Origin of the sequence: Streptomyces cyaneofuscatus (assembly GCF_033109485.1) — a bacterium.
Lineage (GTDB): Bacteria > Actinomycetota > Actinomycetes > Streptomycetales > Streptomycetaceae > Streptomyces > Streptomyces cyaneofuscatus.
In genome coordinates this window covers 4,671,702-4,685,942 of the sequence record NZ_CP137002.1, presented here as the reverse complement: position 1 = coordinate 4,685,942, position 14,241 = coordinate 4,671,702, and the positions used below count along the sequence as shown (strand labels likewise).

General features: G+C 71.5%; 13 protein-coding genes. 9 read left to right on the top strand and 4 right to left on the bottom strand.

The window, feature by feature from the left end:
- The first annotated feature begins 342 nt into the window (after positions 1 to 342).
- Complete coding sequence (locus R2B67_RS20720; protein ID WP_003968390.1) at positions 343 to 780, top strand: hypothetical protein; 438 nt, start codon at positions 343 to 345, stop codon at positions 778 to 780.
- 143 nt (positions 781 to 923) lie between these two features.
- On the top strand, positions 924 to 2,369 hold the full coding sequence (locus R2B67_RS20715) for a DUF2252 domain-containing protein (protein WP_317820111.1): 1,446 nt from the start codon (positions 924 to 926) through the stop codon (positions 2,367 to 2,369).
- Positions 2,370 to 2,476: 107 nt separating this feature from the next.
- On the opposite strand, the gene R2B67_RS20710 is transcribed toward R2B67_RS20715, so the two are convergent.
- Positions 2,477 to 3,055 (bottom strand): TIGR03086 family metal-binding protein, encoded by a 579-nt coding sequence (locus R2B67_RS20710; RefSeq protein ID WP_317820109.1) that lies wholly within the window; start codon positions 3,053 to 3,055, stop codon positions 2,477 to 2,479.
- Between the two features lie 85 nt (positions 3,056 to 3,140).
- On the opposite strand from R2B67_RS20710, the gene R2B67_RS20705 reads away from it, so the two are divergent.
- Positions 3,141 to 3,971 carry an AraC family transcriptional regulator gene (locus tag R2B67_RS20705; protein ID WP_317820107.1) on the top strand — a complete coding sequence of 277 codons (831 nt, stop codon included), beginning with the start codon at positions 3,141 to 3,143 and terminating at the stop codon, positions 3,969 to 3,971.
- 49 nt (positions 3,972 to 4,020) lie between these two features.
- A complete protein-coding gene (locus R2B67_RS20700) occupies positions 4,021 to 4,755 on the top strand; it encodes a Mut7-C RNAse domain-containing protein (RefSeq protein WP_317820105.1) in 735 nt (244 codons plus the stop codon).
- Between the two features lie 27 nt (positions 4,756 to 4,782).
- Here R2B67_RS20700 and R2B67_RS20695 read toward each other — a convergent pair whose 3' ends face one another.
- Complete coding sequence (locus tag R2B67_RS20695) at positions 4,783 to 5,274, bottom strand: hypothetical protein (RefSeq protein ID WP_317824922.1); 492 nt, start codon at positions 5,272 to 5,274, stop codon at positions 4,783 to 4,785.
- Between the two features lie 229 nt (positions 5,275 to 5,503).
- Here R2B67_RS20695 and R2B67_RS20690 point away from each other — a divergent pair, with 229 nt between their 5' ends.
- Together R2B67_RS20690 and R2B67_RS20685 are read left to right on the top strand one after the other, a co-directional pair.
- A complete protein-coding gene (locus R2B67_RS20690) occupies positions 5,504 to 6,262 on the top strand; it encodes an SDR family NAD(P)-dependent oxidoreductase (RefSeq protein WP_018512680.1) in 759 nt (252 codons plus the stop codon).
- Positions 6,263 to 6,424: 162 nt separating this feature from the next.
- Positions 6,425 to 7,327 (top strand): hypothetical protein, encoded by a 903-nt coding sequence (locus R2B67_RS20685; RefSeq protein WP_317820102.1) that lies wholly within the window; start codon positions 6,425 to 6,427, stop codon positions 7,325 to 7,327.
- 54 nt (positions 7,328 to 7,381) lie between these two features.
- Here the strand turns inward: R2B67_RS20685 and R2B67_RS20680 are convergent, their stop codons facing one another.
- Positions 7,382 to 8,575 carry an RtcB family protein gene (locus R2B67_RS20680; protein ID WP_317820100.1) on the bottom strand — a complete coding sequence of 398 codons (1,194 nt, stop codon included), beginning with the start codon at positions 8,573 to 8,575 and terminating at the stop codon, positions 7,382 to 7,384.
- 183 nt (positions 8,576 to 8,758) lie between these two features.
- On the opposite strand from R2B67_RS20680, the gene R2B67_RS20675 reads away from it, so the two are divergent.
- The 3 genes from R2B67_RS20675 (at position 8,759) to R2B67_RS20665 (ending at position 12,252) form a co-directional block, all read left to right on the top strand.
- Positions 8,759 to 9,607, top strand: coding sequence for a DUF3558 domain-containing protein (locus R2B67_RS20675; protein ID WP_317820099.1), 849 nt, complete (start codon positions 8,759 to 8,761; stop codon positions 9,605 to 9,607).
- 131 nt (positions 9,608 to 9,738) lie between these two features.
- Positions 9,739 to 10,599 carry a DUF3558 domain-containing protein gene (locus tag R2B67_RS20670; protein WP_317820097.1) on the top strand — a complete coding sequence of 287 codons (861 nt, stop codon included), beginning with the start codon at positions 9,739 to 9,741 and terminating at the stop codon, positions 10,597 to 10,599.
- Positions 10,600 to 10,779: 180 nt separating this feature from the next.
- Positions 10,780 to 12,252 carry a DUF2637 domain-containing protein gene (locus R2B67_RS20665; RefSeq protein WP_317820095.1) on the top strand — a complete coding sequence of 491 codons (1,473 nt, stop codon included), beginning with the start codon at positions 10,780 to 10,782 and terminating at the stop codon, positions 12,250 to 12,252.
- A gap of 84 nt (positions 12,253 to 12,336) precedes the next feature.
- Here R2B67_RS20665 and lysS read toward each other — a convergent pair whose 3' ends face one another.
- A complete protein-coding gene (gene lysS / locus R2B67_RS20660; protein ID WP_317820093.1) occupies positions 12,337 to 14,103 on the bottom strand; it encodes a lysine--tRNA ligase in 1,767 nt (588 codons plus the stop codon).
- Positions 14,104 to 14,241 lie beyond the last annotated feature (138 nt).

Sequence of the window (14,241 nt, the reverse complement as noted above, 5' to 3'; positions counted from 1 at the left end):
GGAAGAGCGTCGGCACCCTCACGTCTGCGAAACTGGGGCGACATAGGGAAAGCTCACACATGCCATGGTGTCAGAGGCACGGACGGTCTTGCGGACAGGTGTTTCACCGCACGCCCGTGGGGGAGGTCACTGACACGATGATCGGGTTGCGCGGCGGGGGCTGTGTCTCCTAAGAAGTAGTCGGGTGGATGAGATATGCATCGCGGTGGCGGAGTGGGCGAAGGGACCGACGACCTGGGGCCCGAGCCTGCCCGGCGAGGGCGGCACCGGCGACGGGCCGAGCACGCCCAGGGCAGGGGCGCGGAGAGCACACCGCCCCCCGGGATCAGGAGCAGTGGCGGGATGGGGGTGACCTACAAGTATTTCGGCGCCCCGGACGGGGCGACCGCCGCACGGGTGCCCATTTCGATGCGCCCGGAGGAGCTGGGCGGCGACGAGCTGGGCATGGGCGGCATGTTCACCAAGATCAAGCCGGAGACGGTGGCCGCCATGGTGCTGACCGGCATCCAGGGCATACCCCTGCACAAGGTCCCCCCGCTGGAACTGGTCGTCCTCCACCCCGACTACGCGGTGGTCAAGCTCCCGATGACCGTCGTCGACCCCCTGCGCGGCGTCGGCGAGGAGTCCGTCGGCGCGGCGGCCTTCATCTGGTCCACGGTCCCCGACCGCGGCGGCCCGCGTGACGCCTTCAACGTCTACCAGCTGCTCCACGAGTGGCAGGACTTCTCGCACCGGCTGCACGACGCCGGGCACCAGGCGTACTGCCTGGTCTGGCCCTGAGCCACTGCCTGATGTGGCCGTGAGCCGGAAGCAAAGCGGCTGATCCGGCCCTACGGCCGCCTGAGGCGGACACCGCCGGTTCAGGCACGCCCTGCGCGAGGCCCCGGCCGGTCCTACGGTGGGACCAGGCAGGAGGGCCGCCCATGTCCCACGACACCACCACCACCGCAACCGCCACCGCCATGCGGGCCGCGCCCCGCCTCACGCCCGCCGAGCGTGCGGCGCTCGGCAAGGAGGCACGGCGCCGCTCGCCCCGGTCGGGCCACGCCGTGTACGAGCCGGCCCCCGGCCGCCCCGACCCGCTGGCGGTCCTGGAGGAGCAGTCCGCGGCCCGGGTGCCCGAGCTCGTACCGATCCGCTACAGCCGGATGACGGAGTCCCCGTTCCGCTTCTACCGGGGCGCCGCCGCGATCATGGCGTCGGACCTGGCCGGCAGCCCGGTCTCGGGGATCACGGCCCAGCTCTGCGGCGACGCGCACCTGCTGAACTTCCGCCTGCTCGCCTCGCCGGAGAGGCAGCTGATGTTCGACATCAACGACTTCGACGAGACCCTGCCCGGGCCCTGGGAGTGGGACGTCAAACGGCTCGCGGCGAGCCTCGTCATCGCGGGCCGGGCCAACGGCTTCGACGACACCGAGCGCGCCCGTGTCGTGCGCGCCACGGTCCGCTCGTACCGCACCGCGATGATCCGCTTCGCGGAGACGGGCAACCTCGGCGTCTGGTACGCGAAGATCGACGCGGGCCTCCTGGAGTCCCTGGCCGCCGGGCGCCGCGGGACGAAGCACGGTCGCCGGAACCTGGTCCGGGCGATGGCGAAGGCCCGTACCCGCGACAGCCTCCAGGCCTTCGACAAGCTCACCCGGACGGTCGACGGCCGCCCCAGGATCGCCCCCGACCCGCCGCTGCTCGTCCCGGCCGCCGACCTGCTGCCCGACCTCGAACGCAGCGCCCTGGAGGACCGCTTCCGCGGCCTGCTCCAGCGGTACGGCCGCACCCTCGCCTCCGACCGGCGCCACCTCCTGGCCGACTACCGCCTGGCCGACGTCGCCCGCAAGGTCGTCGGCGTGGGCAGCGTCGGCACCCGGTGCTGGATCTTCCTCCTCCTCGGCCGGGACGACCGGGACCCGCTCCTCCTCCAGGCCAAGGAGGCCGACACCTCGGTACTCGCCGCGCACACCGGCCCGAGCCGGTACCGCAACCAGGGCGAGCGGGTGGTCACGGGACAGCGGCTGATGCAGGCCACGAGCGACATCTTCCTCGGCTGGGAACGGGTGGACGGCATCGACGGCAAGCGGCGCGACTTCTACATCCGCCAGCTGCGGGACTGGAAGGGCATCGCCGTGCCGGAGAAGATGCGGCCCAAGGACATGCGGGCCTTCGGCGAGCTGTGCGGGGCCACGCTGGCCCGCGCCCACGCACGGTCCGGCGACCGCATCGCGATCGCCGCGTACCTGGGCGGCGGCGACACGTTCGACCGCGCGCTCGCCACCTTCGCGGAGGCGTACGCCGACCAGAACGAGCGCGACCACCGGGCGCTCGTCGACGCCGTACGCACGGGGCAGCTGCCCGCGGCGGAGCCGCCCGCCTGAACGCCCGCCCCGGACCGGCCCCACCTGCACCGATTCTGTCGGATCACGCCAAATAAATGGCTGAAGTCCGATCTTCGGCCGACCTGCCCGGAACGCGTACGCGGCACTCAGCCCCCGGCCGGACCGCTCCACCCCGGATCGCGCCCCGTCACCGCCAGCACCCGCTCGAAAGCCGTGGCCCCCGCCCCCACCGGGAACGGCTCACCGAACACCTTCATCTCCCGGGCCTGCGGCGCCAGGGCCGCCAGCCCCGGCCCCACCTCCTCGACCACGCCCGGATCCGGGACGAACTCCGTGCCCGTCGCCCGCGCCAGGTCCCACGCGTGCACGGTCAGATCGCCCAGCACCATCAGCCCCACCGTCCGGGCCGGCAGCCCCATCTGCCCGGTCGTGCCCTCCTCGGCACCCGGCACGCTCCACGCCTCCACCAGCCGGGCGGTCTCCGCACCGAACCTGGCCCGCCAGTCACCCGTCACGAACTCCGGCTGATGGCCGAAATCCACCTCCTCCCGGGCCGCGAGGGCCTGGAAGTTCACGACCACCAGGAACAGGTGGTTCAGCAGCGCCCGTACGTCGTACTCCTCGCACGGCGTACGGCGGCCCAGCTGCCCGTCGTCGATCCCCCGCACGACGGGCAGGGCCCGGCCCGCGGCGGCTTCCAGCAATGCACCGATCGTCTGTGTCATGGCTCCCACGCTCCCCTTCGGGACCCGCCCCCGTCTTGAAGAAACGCGACAGCCCCCGCAGCCTGCGCGGCCTAGGATCGATGTCATGGGCGCCGCCGGACCTCGCCGCGACACCCGGGGCATCGTGGACGCCCCGGACCTGTTCACGCACGTCCACTTCCGCCGCCGCGAGCCCGCCCCCGCGCTCCGCCCCTACCTGGAGCACTACTGGCTCATCGACTGGGACCTCGACCAGCCGTACGCCGCCCACGTCGTCCCGCACCCGTCGGTGAACCTCGTCGTCCAGCGGTACGAGGCCGGGGAGAGCACCCGCGAACGGGCCGGGTACGCCGAGGTGGCGGGCATCGGCCTCGGCCTCTTCACCCGGAAGCTGACCGGGCGCGGCCGGGTCTGCGGGGTGCAGTTCCGGCCCGGCGGCTTCCGCCCGTTCGCGCCGGAGCACGCCCTGAGCGACCTGACCGGGTGCCGGGTCGACGCCGCCGAGGTGCTGCGTACGCCGCCGTCCGTCGGCGCGGTCCTGGACCCGGCCGACGAGGACGCCCGGGTCGCCGCGCTGGACGCCTGCCTGCTCGCCCTGGAGCCCCGCCCCGACCCGCAGGCCGCGCTGGCGATGGAGCTGGCCGACCGGGTGCGTACGGACCGCTCGGTGTGCCGGACCGGCCAGCTCGCCCGGGACGCGGGCCTGACCCCGCGCTCCCTGCAACGGCTCTTCTCCGCGTACGTCGGGGTGGGCCCGAAGTGGGTCATCCTCCGCTACCGCATCCACGAGGCGCTGGAGCGCGCGGAGTCCGACCCGGCGGTGGACTGGGCGCGGCTGGCGGCGGACCTCGGCTACAGCGACCAGGCCCACCTGGTACGGGACTTCACCGCCACGGTGGGCGTGCCCCCGACGGCGTACGCCGCGCCACCTCCGTAAGCCCCCAATTCCCTGGCAGCCCGCCCCGCCCCGGTGGCATCCTGACCGGGTGAACGGACCCGAGATCACCCTCGAAGTAGCCCCTGAGCTGCGGCTCTTCGTCCCGCACGACCGACGCCAAGGCGCCACGCGGCTCACCACCGACGGCGCCTCCACCCTCGGCCATGTCATCGAGTCCCTCGGCGTCCCGCTCACCGAGGCCGGGGAACTCCTGGTGAACGGCGCCCCGGCCCACCGCTCCCACATCCCCGGGCCGGGCGAACACATCGCCGTCCAGGCCGTCGAGCGCCCCCAGCAGGTCCCCGGTGCACCCCTGCGCTTCCTCCTCGACGTCCATCTCGGCACGCTGGCCCGCCGGTTGCGGCTGCTCGGCGTGGACGCGGCGTACGAGAGCGAGGACATCGGCGACCCCGCACTCGCCGCCCTCTCCGCGCGGGAGCGGCGCGTCCTGCTCTCCCGGGACCGCGGGCTGCTGCGCCGCCGGGAGATCTGGGCGGGGGCGTACGTCTACAGCGACCGCCCCCAGGAGCAGCTCCGCGACATCCTCGGCCGCTTCGCCCCGGCCCTCGCCCCGTGGACCCGCTGCACCGCCTGCAACGGGACGCTGGCGGGGGCGGACAAGGACGCGGTGAGCGATCTGCTGGAGCACGGCACCCAGCAGGCGTACGACGTGTTCGCACAGTGCACGGAGTGCGCCCGGGTGTACTGGCGGGGCGCGCACCACGGGCACCTGGAGACGATCGTGGCCGACGCGGTACGGGAGTTCGGGGGCGCGGCGGCGTAGCTACGGGCCCCACCGGACCGGACCGGCTCAGAAGGCGTACGCGTCCCCCGTCGCGGGCGCGAGCACCTCGTGCCCGTCGTTCGTACGGTCCGTGTCCCGCACCCCGCCGCTCCAGACGGTGTCGAGCCGTACGACGACCTCGTCGGGGCGGCCCGCCAGCGTCAGGTCGAGCGCGGTCTGCCGGGCCCCGCCGGCGGAACGCAGCCCGCCCGTCTCGCAGAGCACGGTCGCCTTGCCGCCCCGGAGGCAGCCGTACGGCAACTCCTGGCCGGCGGCGAGCGGCGCGGAGAAGCGCAGCCGTACGGTCGAGGCGGTCACATCGGAGGGCCCCCGGTTCTCGGACCGGATCCGGATCGCGATGTGGTCGCCCCAGAGGGAGACGTGCCCGTGATGGGCGAGGTCCGCCCGGGGCGCGGGGGCGGAGGCTCCAGGAGCATGCGCCCCATCGGCGGGCGCCGCGGCGGCGCCCGCCACCAGTACGGTCGTCGCCGCCATCGCCACGGCGGCGGACAGCGGCATCAACAGTCCTCTACGCGTCAGTCCCATGCCCGAAAGATACGGATACCACCCGATAACCCGATGAAAGGACGAACTCGACGCGCTTTTACCCACCCGCACAGCCCACGTGCGTCATGCGCGTCACGCGGGTCATGTAGGTCACGTATCGCGAACCTGGGACACCCGGACCAGGCGGGCAACGGCTGCCTATCCTTTTCCCGTTACCGATCAACTGCCCGAGGAGATCGCCATGACCGCCACCCCCATCGCCGTCGTCACCGGCGCGAGCAGCGGCATCGGCGCCGCGACCGCCCGCACCCTGGCCGCCGCCGGATACCGGGTCGTGCTCACCGCGCGCCGCAAGGACCGGATCGAGGCGCTCGCCGCCGAGATCACCGAGGCCGGCCACGAGGCGACGGCCTACGCCCTGGACGTGACCGACCGCACGGCCGTCGACGAGTTCGCCACCGCTTTCCGCTCCCTCGCCCTCCTCGTCAACAACGCGGGCGGCGCGCTGGGCGCCGACCCGGTCGCGACCGGCGACCCCGCCGACTGGCGCCAGATGTACGAGACGAACGTGATCGGCACCCTCAACGTCACCCAGGCCCTGCTCCCCGCCCTCACCGCGAGCGGCGACGGCACCATCGTGATCCTCTCCTCCACCGCCGCCCTCTCCTCCTACGAGGGCGGCGGCGGCTACGTGGCCGCCAAGCACGGCGAACATGTCCTCGCCGAGACCCTGCGCCTGGAGATCGTCGGCACCCCGGTCCGCGTCATCGAGGTGGCCCCCGGCATGGTCAAGACCGACGAGTTCGCCACCACCCGCTTCCGCGGCGACACCGAGAAGGCCGCCAAGGTCTACGCGGGCGTGGACGCCCCCCTCACCGCCGAGGACGTGGCCGACACCATCGGCTGGGCCGTCACCCGCCCCAGCCACGTCAACATCGACCTCCTGGTGGTCCGCCCCCGCGCCCAGGCCTCCAACACGAAGGTCCACCGCGTGCTCTGAGGCCCCCGCCTCCCGTCGACCACTCGTACGGGTGATCAACGCCGATCACCCGCCCGGTCGCCGCATGCGCTGCCTAGGGTCGTTCGCACCAGAACGCAGCAGCCCCCGGTCAGGATTGGCGTCCCGGCCGAGGGCCTCACCACCAAGGAAGTAGGGCTTCCCGTGGCTGAACACGACCCTAGCGCGCCCGCACTCTTCGAGATCGGCGCTCTCGCACCCGCACCATCCACCACACGTGCCACTTCGAGCTTCATGGATCTTGAAGATCCCCGCTATGCCTACATGTTCGGCTTCCTGCAGGCCGACGGCCACCTGGCACCCGGCACCGGCCGGAAGGGCCGGCTGTCGGTGGAGATCAGCGTGCGGGACATCGCGATCCTCCGCGAGTTCCAGCAGCTGACCCCGTACAACAGCAGCATCACCGAGCGCGTGCGATCCACGAACTTCGCCGAACAGCACCATTCGGCCACCTGGACCCTCTGCGACCTGGAGGCCCGGACGAGAATCAACGGCCTGGGCCTTCCCTACGGCCGGAAGTCGAAGCGGATCACCCCGCCCCGGGTGGAGTTCTCCCGCCGCGACTATCTGCGCGGAATCATCGACGCCGACGGCTCCATCGGCTACACGGGACAAGGGCTGCCCTTCGTCTCGCTGACCACCGCGAGCGCGGCCGTCGGCGCCTACCTGTGCCGGTACGCCAAGGTCGTCACGGGAGCCGCCCGGCAGATCGGGCGCAACGCCCGTGACGGGGTCTACAACGTCGTCTACACGAAGGAAGCGGCGGTCCAGCTGGCCGAGCACCTCTACTACCCGGGCTGTCTGTCCCTCGCGCGCAAACGGACGGCGGCCACGTCGCTGGCCTCCTGGGAGCGCCCGGCGACGATGCCCGTGCGTCCGCCCGGCCGCCGCTGGAAGCCGTGGGAGGACCGCGTCCTGCTGGCTCTGGACGACGACACCGCGTCAGCCGCCGAGCTGGGCCGCAGTAAGGCCTCCTGTTCGGTACGCCTCTGGCGGCTGAAGACCGGGCAGGTCCCGCGCCCCGAGGACGTTCCACCCGGCACGTAGACGCCGCGAGCACAGGTGAGGGGCGCGCCGCCACCGGCGACGGCGCCCCTCACCTCAGCCCTTGATACAGATGACCTGCTTGAGCTTCGCGACGACCTCGACCAAATCGCGCTGCTGCTCCATGACCTGCTCGATCGGCTTGTACGCGGCCGGGATCTCGTCCAAAACGCCGGAGTCCTTGCGGCACTCCACACCGCGCGTCTGCTCCTCCAGGTCACGCACCGTGAAGCGCCGCTTGGCCGCGTTCCGGCTCATCCGGCGACCGGCTCCGTGGGAGGCCGAGTTGAACGCCTTCTCGTTGCCGAGACCCTTCACGATGTACGAGCTGGTGCCCATCGAGCCGGGGATGATCCCGTACTCACCGGAGCCCGCGCGGATCGCGCCCTTGCGGGTGACCAGCAGGTCCGCCCCGTCGTACCGCTCCTCCGCCACGTAGTTGTGGTGACAGGAGATCTCCTGCTCGAAGACCGGCTTCGCCTTCTTGAACTCCTTGCGGACCACGTCCTTGAAGAGCGCCATCATGATCGCGCGGTTGTACTTGGCGTACTCCTGCGCCCAGTACAGATCGTTCCGGTAGGCGGCCATCTGCGGAGTGTCCGAGATGAACACCGCCAGGTCCCGGTCGACGATGCCCTGGTTGTGCGGCAGCTTCTGCGCGATCCCTATGTGGTGCTCGGCCAGCTCCTTGCCGATGTTCCGGGAGCCGGAGTGCAGCATCAGCCACACGCTCCCGTCACTGTCCAGGCAGAACTCGATCATGTGGTTGCCCGATCCGAGCGTTCCCATCTGCTTCGTGGCACGTTCCTGACGGAATTTGACCGCTTCGGCGATCCCGTCGAACCGCCCCCAGAAGTCGTCCCACCCGGACGTCGGGAACCCGTGCAGCCTCCCCGGGTCCACCGCGCCGTCGTGCATCCCGCGGCCCACCGGAATGGCCTGCTCGATCTTGGAGCGCAGCCGTGACAGGTCGCCGGGAAGATCGTTCGCCGTCAGGGACGTCCGGACCGCGGACATCCCGCAGCCGATGTCGACCCCCACCGCGGCCGGGCAGACCGCACCCTGCATCGCGATCACCGAACCGACCGTGGCCCCCTTGCCGAAGTGGACGTCCGGCATGACGGCGAGACCCTTGATCCACGGCAGCGTGGACACGTTCCGCAGCTGCTGCATCGCCACGTCCTCGACCGACGCCGGATCGGTCCACATCCGGATGGAGACCTTCGCCCCCGGCACCTCTACGTACGACATAACTCCTCGATTCCCCCGAGATTCCCCCGAAAAGACTGAAAGCGCAAAACCGGGCCCAAGGTCGGCAAACAAGTCGGCCGACCGGCATTCACAGCGGCGCGTGCGATACACATTGTGTCCATCGGCCGCCTCCGAGCGGCAACATGTTTTCCGTACCGAAGGGAGCCTGGGACGGTGCGACACATGGCGTACGTACCCGGCGTCGCGCTCCTCGCAGCGCTCGCCGTCGGCTGCAGTGCCGGCTCCGACGGCAGCGCCACCGACGCCGACAGCAAGCCGGGCGGCCCCACCGTCACCACCGCGCCCCCGGGCAAGTACCGGACCCTGCCCGCGCCCTGCCGCGCCGTACCGGGCCCCACGCTCAAGGACCTGCTCCCGGGCGTCGCGGAGCTGCCCCGGCAGCAGCAGGAGAAGGCGTTGCGGGGGTCGCCGACCATCACGTACGACACCGACCGCAAGGTCGGCTGCAGCTGGAAGGCCGACGCCCCGGACTCCACCCGGAACCTCTCGATCGACTTCGAACGTGTCGTGTCGTACGACCCCCTCGTGAGCGACGACGACCGCGCCCGCTCCCTGTACGTGAAGAAGGAGAACGCGGCCGAGCTGCCGGGGAGCTCCGCGCCCGGCACAGCCCCGGAGAAGGGCGCGCCGACCAGCGCGGGGGGAGGCGAGAAGGGTCAGGAGAAGGAGACCGGGAAGGCCGGTGACGGCACGGGCTCGGCGGATCCCTCACCCTCCGCCTCCGCCGACCCCTCCTCCGGTACCCCGGGAACGCCGGGCGGCGGCGAGGATCTGCGGCCCCGCGTGGTCGACGGACTCGGAGATGCGGCGTTTCTGGACGATCTCCTCACACGGGCAGGTTCCACCGCACAGCACCGCACCGTGAGCGTGGTATTCCGCACATCGAACGTGATCGTCACCGTCCGGTACGGCGAGCAGCCGGCCCTCGTCACCAAGGTGCCCGACAGCAAGGAACTGCAGGACAAGGCCCAGGCACTGGCCCGGAAGCTGGCCGAGGTGATCAGCGAGTAGGGGCGCGTACGGGCCCTGCGGGCTGCCCGCCCGCGGGCCGCCCGGGGCCGGGACGAGGGCGCCGCGGGGGCGCCGCCCGTCGTAACGTGGCACCACGAACGAGACCTCCGTGCCGTCCGAGTGAAGGAACCATGCACCGATCAGCTCCGCGACTGTCCCGCATACTCGCCTGCGCCGCCGTTCCGGTGATGCTCGTAGCCGTCGGCTGCTCGTCGGACTCCGGCTCCGGCTCCGACGCCGAGAAGAAGGCGGGCTCCTCCTCGTCGTCCGACTCCGCCGGGGCCGAGCCGACGAAGCCCGCGGTCGAGCCGGCGAAGTTCACCGACCTGCCCGACGCCTGCACCTCGATCGCGAAGAACACGGTCAAGGACCTGGTGCCCGACGCCAAGAAGAAGGGCGGCACCGCCGGCCGCTCCAGCGATCTCGCGGTGCGCGGCAGCTGCTCGTGGAACGGCCTGGACGACAAAGGCGTCAAGGGCTCCCAGTACCGCTGGCTGTCCGTCGCCTTCACCCGCTTCGACTCGGACCAGTCGCTGGGCAGCGGCGCCGCGCGCGCCACCGAGGACTACACGAAGCAGGTGGCCAAGGAGAAGGCGAGCGAGGGCGCGCAGAAGGCCGCCGCGGCCGCCGCCCCCGGCATCGGCGACGAGGCCACGGCGATCACGTACAAGCTCAACAAGACGGACGAGGACTTCGAGTACGCCACGGTCGTGGCCCGTACGGGCAATGTCGTCGTCACCCTGACGTACAACGGCGCCGGTTACGCGGGGGCGAAGACCCCCTCCGCGGCGGACATCCTCAAGGGCGCCCAGAAGGCGGCGAAGGAAGCGGTCGGCAAGGTCGACGCCACCGCCGGTGCCGGCAGCGCCGAGGCCTCCCCGTCGGCCGGGGACGCCAAGAAGGACGACACGAAGGAAGAGAAGAAGGACGACAAGAACGGCGACGAGAAGGGCTCCGAGAAGCCCTCGTCGGAGGCCACGCCCAAGTCGTGACCTGAGCCGGCCCGGAGCCCCGAACTCCCAGGCCGCACACCGTTTTCCGGAGCCCGGCCCTCCACCGAGGGCCGGGCTTCGCCCCTCCCCGCGCAACGCGACTCGCACACATGTGCCAGGCTGTGCCAGCGCCGGACGTGGATGCCGGACGGAGAGCAGAAGTCGGGGAGGGGAGCGCCGGTGGCCGCCATACCGCTGACACGCACACACCGGATACTCATCGGGATCGTCGTCGCCGGTGCGGTGATCATCGCCGCGATCGGGTTCGCGGGCTCCTACGCGGCCGTGCGCGAGCTGGCCGAGGCCAAGGGGTTCGGCCAGTTCTCCCTGGTCTTCCCCATCGGCATCGACGCGGGCATCTGTGTCCTGCTCGCCCTGGACCTGCTGCTGACGTGGATGCGGATCCCGTTCCCGCTGCTGCGCCAGACGGCGTGGCTGCTGACCGCCGCGACCATCGCGTTCAACGGCGCCGCCTCCTGGCCCGACCCGCTCGGCACCGCGATGCACGCGGTGATCCCGGTCCTGTTCGTCGTCTCCGTGGAGGCCGCCCGGCACGCGGTGGGCCGGATCGCGGACATCACGGCCGACAAGCACATGGAGGGCGTGCGCCTCACCCGCTGGCTGCTCTCCCCCATACCGACGTTCAAGCTGTGGCGGCGCATGAAGCTGTGGGAGCTGCGCAGTTACGAGCAGGTCATCAAGCTCGAACAGGAGCGGCTGATCTACCAGGCCCGCCTCCAGGCCCGGTTCGGCCGCAACTGGCGCCGCAAGGCGCCGGTCGAGTCGATGATGCCGCTGCGGCTGGCGAAGTACGGCGTCCCGCTCGCCGAGACCGCCCCGGCCGGGCTCGCCGCCGCCGGTATCGAGCCGGCCCTGCTGCCGCCCGCCCCGAAGGCCGAACTGCCCTATGAGCCGCGGCGGGAGCAGGAGCGGGTGTCGGGCCTGGAGCAGAGCCAGGAGCACGGGTATGAGCAGGGGCAGGGGCGCGAGGAACAGGCGCCGCAGCAGGAGCAGGCCCAGCCCCACCCGCAACAGCAACAGCCGATGTCGCTCCAGAAGCAGGGACCCCAGCAGCAGCTCCAACACCCGCAGCACCAGGCGGTGGAGACCCCGCAGGTCCCGCCCACCCACGACAGCCCCTGGTTCGCCGCGCAGAAGCTCCCCGAGGGCCCGCACGCGAGCGCGTACGACCCGCTCCACGCCGAGGGCCTGGAGCCCACGCCCGCCGCCGTCCCCCTGGGCCCCGGACGCACCCGCCCCCTGGGCAACGTCGGCACGATCGGCGCGGTCCCGCACCCCCGCCGCGAAGAGCCCCAGCAGACGCCGGAGCCCGTACCGCAGGCGCAGCCCGTACCGCCCGTGCAGCAGGCCGCCGACGAGGAGCCGCCCGCCGTGCCCGCGCCCGGTCCCGAGGACGCGCCGCAGCTGGAGGAGTGGTCCCAGGAGGACAACGACTTCGCCGACCGCGCGTACGAGGAGTTCAGCGCGTACACGGACGAGGTGGGTGAGTTCCCGAACGTCGAGACCCTCGACATCCACCTGGCCGACCGGCGCGACGTCCACCACCCGCGCTCGACCGCGCTGCTCCTGGACCTGATGCCGCAGTTCAAGAACCTCTACATGCAGCGAGCCACGGCCGACCAGAGCGCCTGACACGCAGCGTACGTACGGAAGACGAAAGGGCCGCCGCCCGGGAGGAGTTCCCGGGCGGCGGCCCTTCTCGTACCTACGGCGGTGCTACGCGCCCAGCAGCCTGCGCACCCGCTCCGCCCCCACCGCGAGCAGCAGCGTGGGCAGACGCGGCCCCGTGTCACGGCTGACGAGCAGCCGGTAGAGCAGGGCGAAGAAGGACCGCTGGGCGGCCTTCAGCTCGGGTGTCGGCTTGGCGTCCGGCTCCAGGCCCGCCAGCACCTTCGGCACGCCGTAGACGAGCGTGGTGAGCCCGTCCAGCGACCAGTGCGTGTCCAGCCCCTCCAGGAGCAGGCGCAGCGACTCGCGGCCCTGGTCGTCGAGGGAGCCGAGGAGCTCCTTGTCGGCCTGGTCGCGGACGATGGTGCGGGCCTCGGCCGGGACCTGGGTGGTGATCCAGTTCTCGGCGCGGTCCAGGCGCGGGCGCGCCTCGTCCAGCGAGGTCAGCGGGTTCTCCGGGTCGAGCTCGCTGAGGATGCGCAGGGTCTGGTCCTCGGCGCCGGCGGTGATGTCGGCGACCGAGGCGAGCGTCCGGTACGGGAGCGGGCGCGGGGTGCTCGGAAGCTCCCCGGCCGCCGTGCGGACGGCCCGCGCGTACGCGGCGGCGTCGGCGGGCAGCACCGTGCCGTCGGCGACCTTGCGGCCCAGCGAGTCCCACTCGTCGTACAGCCGCTGGATCTCCTGGTCGAAGGCGATCTTGAACGACTGGTTGGGCTTGCGGCGGGCGTAGAGCCAGCGCAGAAGCGGCGCCTCCATGATCTTCAGCGCGTCGGCCGGGGTGGGGACCCCGCCCTTGCTGCTGGACATCTTGGCCATGCCGGAGATGCCGACGAAGGCGTACATGGGCCCGATGGGCTGCACGCCGTCGAAGACCTCGCGGACGATCTGGCCGCCGACGACGAAGGAGGAGCCGGGCGAGGAGTGGTCGACGCCGCTGGGCTCGAAGATCACGCCCTCGTACGCCCAGCGCATCGGCCAGTCGACCTTCCACACCAGCTTGCCGCGGTTGAACTCGTTGAGCCGGACCGTTTCGGCGAAGCCGCACGCCGAGCAGGTGTAGTTCAGCTCGGTGGTGTCGTCGTCGTAGGAGGTGACGACGGTGAGGTCCTTCTCGCAGTTGCCGCAGTACGGCTTGTACGGGAAGTAGCCGGCGCTGTTGCCGCTGCCGTCGTCCTCGTCGGCGGCTCCGGAGCCCTCGGCGGCCTCCAGCTCGGCCTCGTCGACCTTCTTCTGCTGCTGCGGCTTCTTCTTCTGAGAGGCGGCAGCGGCGGACGGGTCCTTCTTCGTCCGGTAGCGGTCCAGTACGGCGTCGATGTCGGCGCGGTGCTTCATCGCGTGCAGCACCTGCTCGCGGTAGGCGCCCGCGGTGTACTGCTCCGTCTGGCTGATCCCGTCGTACTCGACGCCCAGCTCGTCCAGGGCCGCCGTCATGGCGGCCTTGAAGTGCTCGGCCCAGTTCGCGTACGCGGAGCCGGCCGGGGCGGGCACCGAGGTCAGCGGCTTGCCGATGTGCTCGGCCCAGGTCTCGTCCACGCCCGGAACCCCGTTGGGGACCTTCCGGTAGCGGTCGTAGTCGTCCCAGGAGATCAGGTGGCGCACGGTGTGCCCGCGGCGGCGGATCTCGTCGGCGACCAGGTGCGGGGTCATGACCTCGCGGAGGTTGCCGAGGTGGATCGGGCCGGACGGGGAGAGCCCGGAGGCGACGACGACCGGTTTGCCAGGCGCACGACGCTCCGATTCGGCGATGACATCGTCCGCGAAGCGGGAGACCCAGTCGGTCTCGGTGCTGGTCTGACTCTCGGCCACGGTCGGCACGTCCTTCTCTCGTCTGTCGGTCCCAGTGGGTTACCGACCATTCTCCCAGCTACCCCCCGTAGCGCGAAAACGGCTTTACACCCCGTGGGATACTCGGGAGAACCCTTGGTATTCCAAGGAAACCCTTGGTCATCCAAG

Bases quoted from the DNA above. Each gene is read 5' to 3' on its own strand.
- R2B67_RS20680 (WP_317820100.1), bottom strand. From the start codon at position 8,575: ATGTCGTACGTAGAGGTGCCGGGGGCGAAGGTCTCCATCCGGATGTGG.
- R2B67_RS20675 (WP_317820099.1), top strand. From the start codon at position 8,759: ATGGCGTACGTACCCGGCGTCGCGCTCCTCGCAGCGCTCGCCGTCGGC.
- R2B67_RS20695 (WP_317824922.1), bottom strand. From the start codon at position 5,274: ATGCCGCTGTCCGCCGCCGTGGCGATGGCGGCGACGACCGTACTGGTG.
- R2B67_RS20705 (WP_317820107.1), top strand. From the start codon at position 3,141: ATGGGCGCCGCCGGACCTCGCCGCGACACCCGGGGCATCGTGGACGCC.
- R2B67_RS20690 (WP_018512680.1), top strand. From the start codon at position 5,504: ATGACCGCCACCCCCATCGCCGTCGTCACCGGCGCGAGCAGCGGCATC.
- R2B67_RS20720 (WP_003968390.1), top strand. From the start codon at position 343: ATGGGGGTGACCTACAAGTATTTCGGCGCCCCGGACGGGGCGACCGCC.
- R2B67_RS20715 (WP_317820111.1), top strand. From the start codon at position 924: ATGTCCCACGACACCACCACCACCGCAACCGCCACCGCCATGCGGGCC.
- R2B67_RS20670 (WP_317820097.1), top strand. From the start codon at position 9,739: ATGCACCGATCAGCTCCGCGACTGTCCCGCATACTCGCCTGCGCCGCC.
- R2B67_RS20710 (WP_317820109.1), bottom strand. From the start codon at position 3,055: ATGACACAGACGATCGGTGCATTGCTGGAAGCCGCCGCGGGCCGGGCC.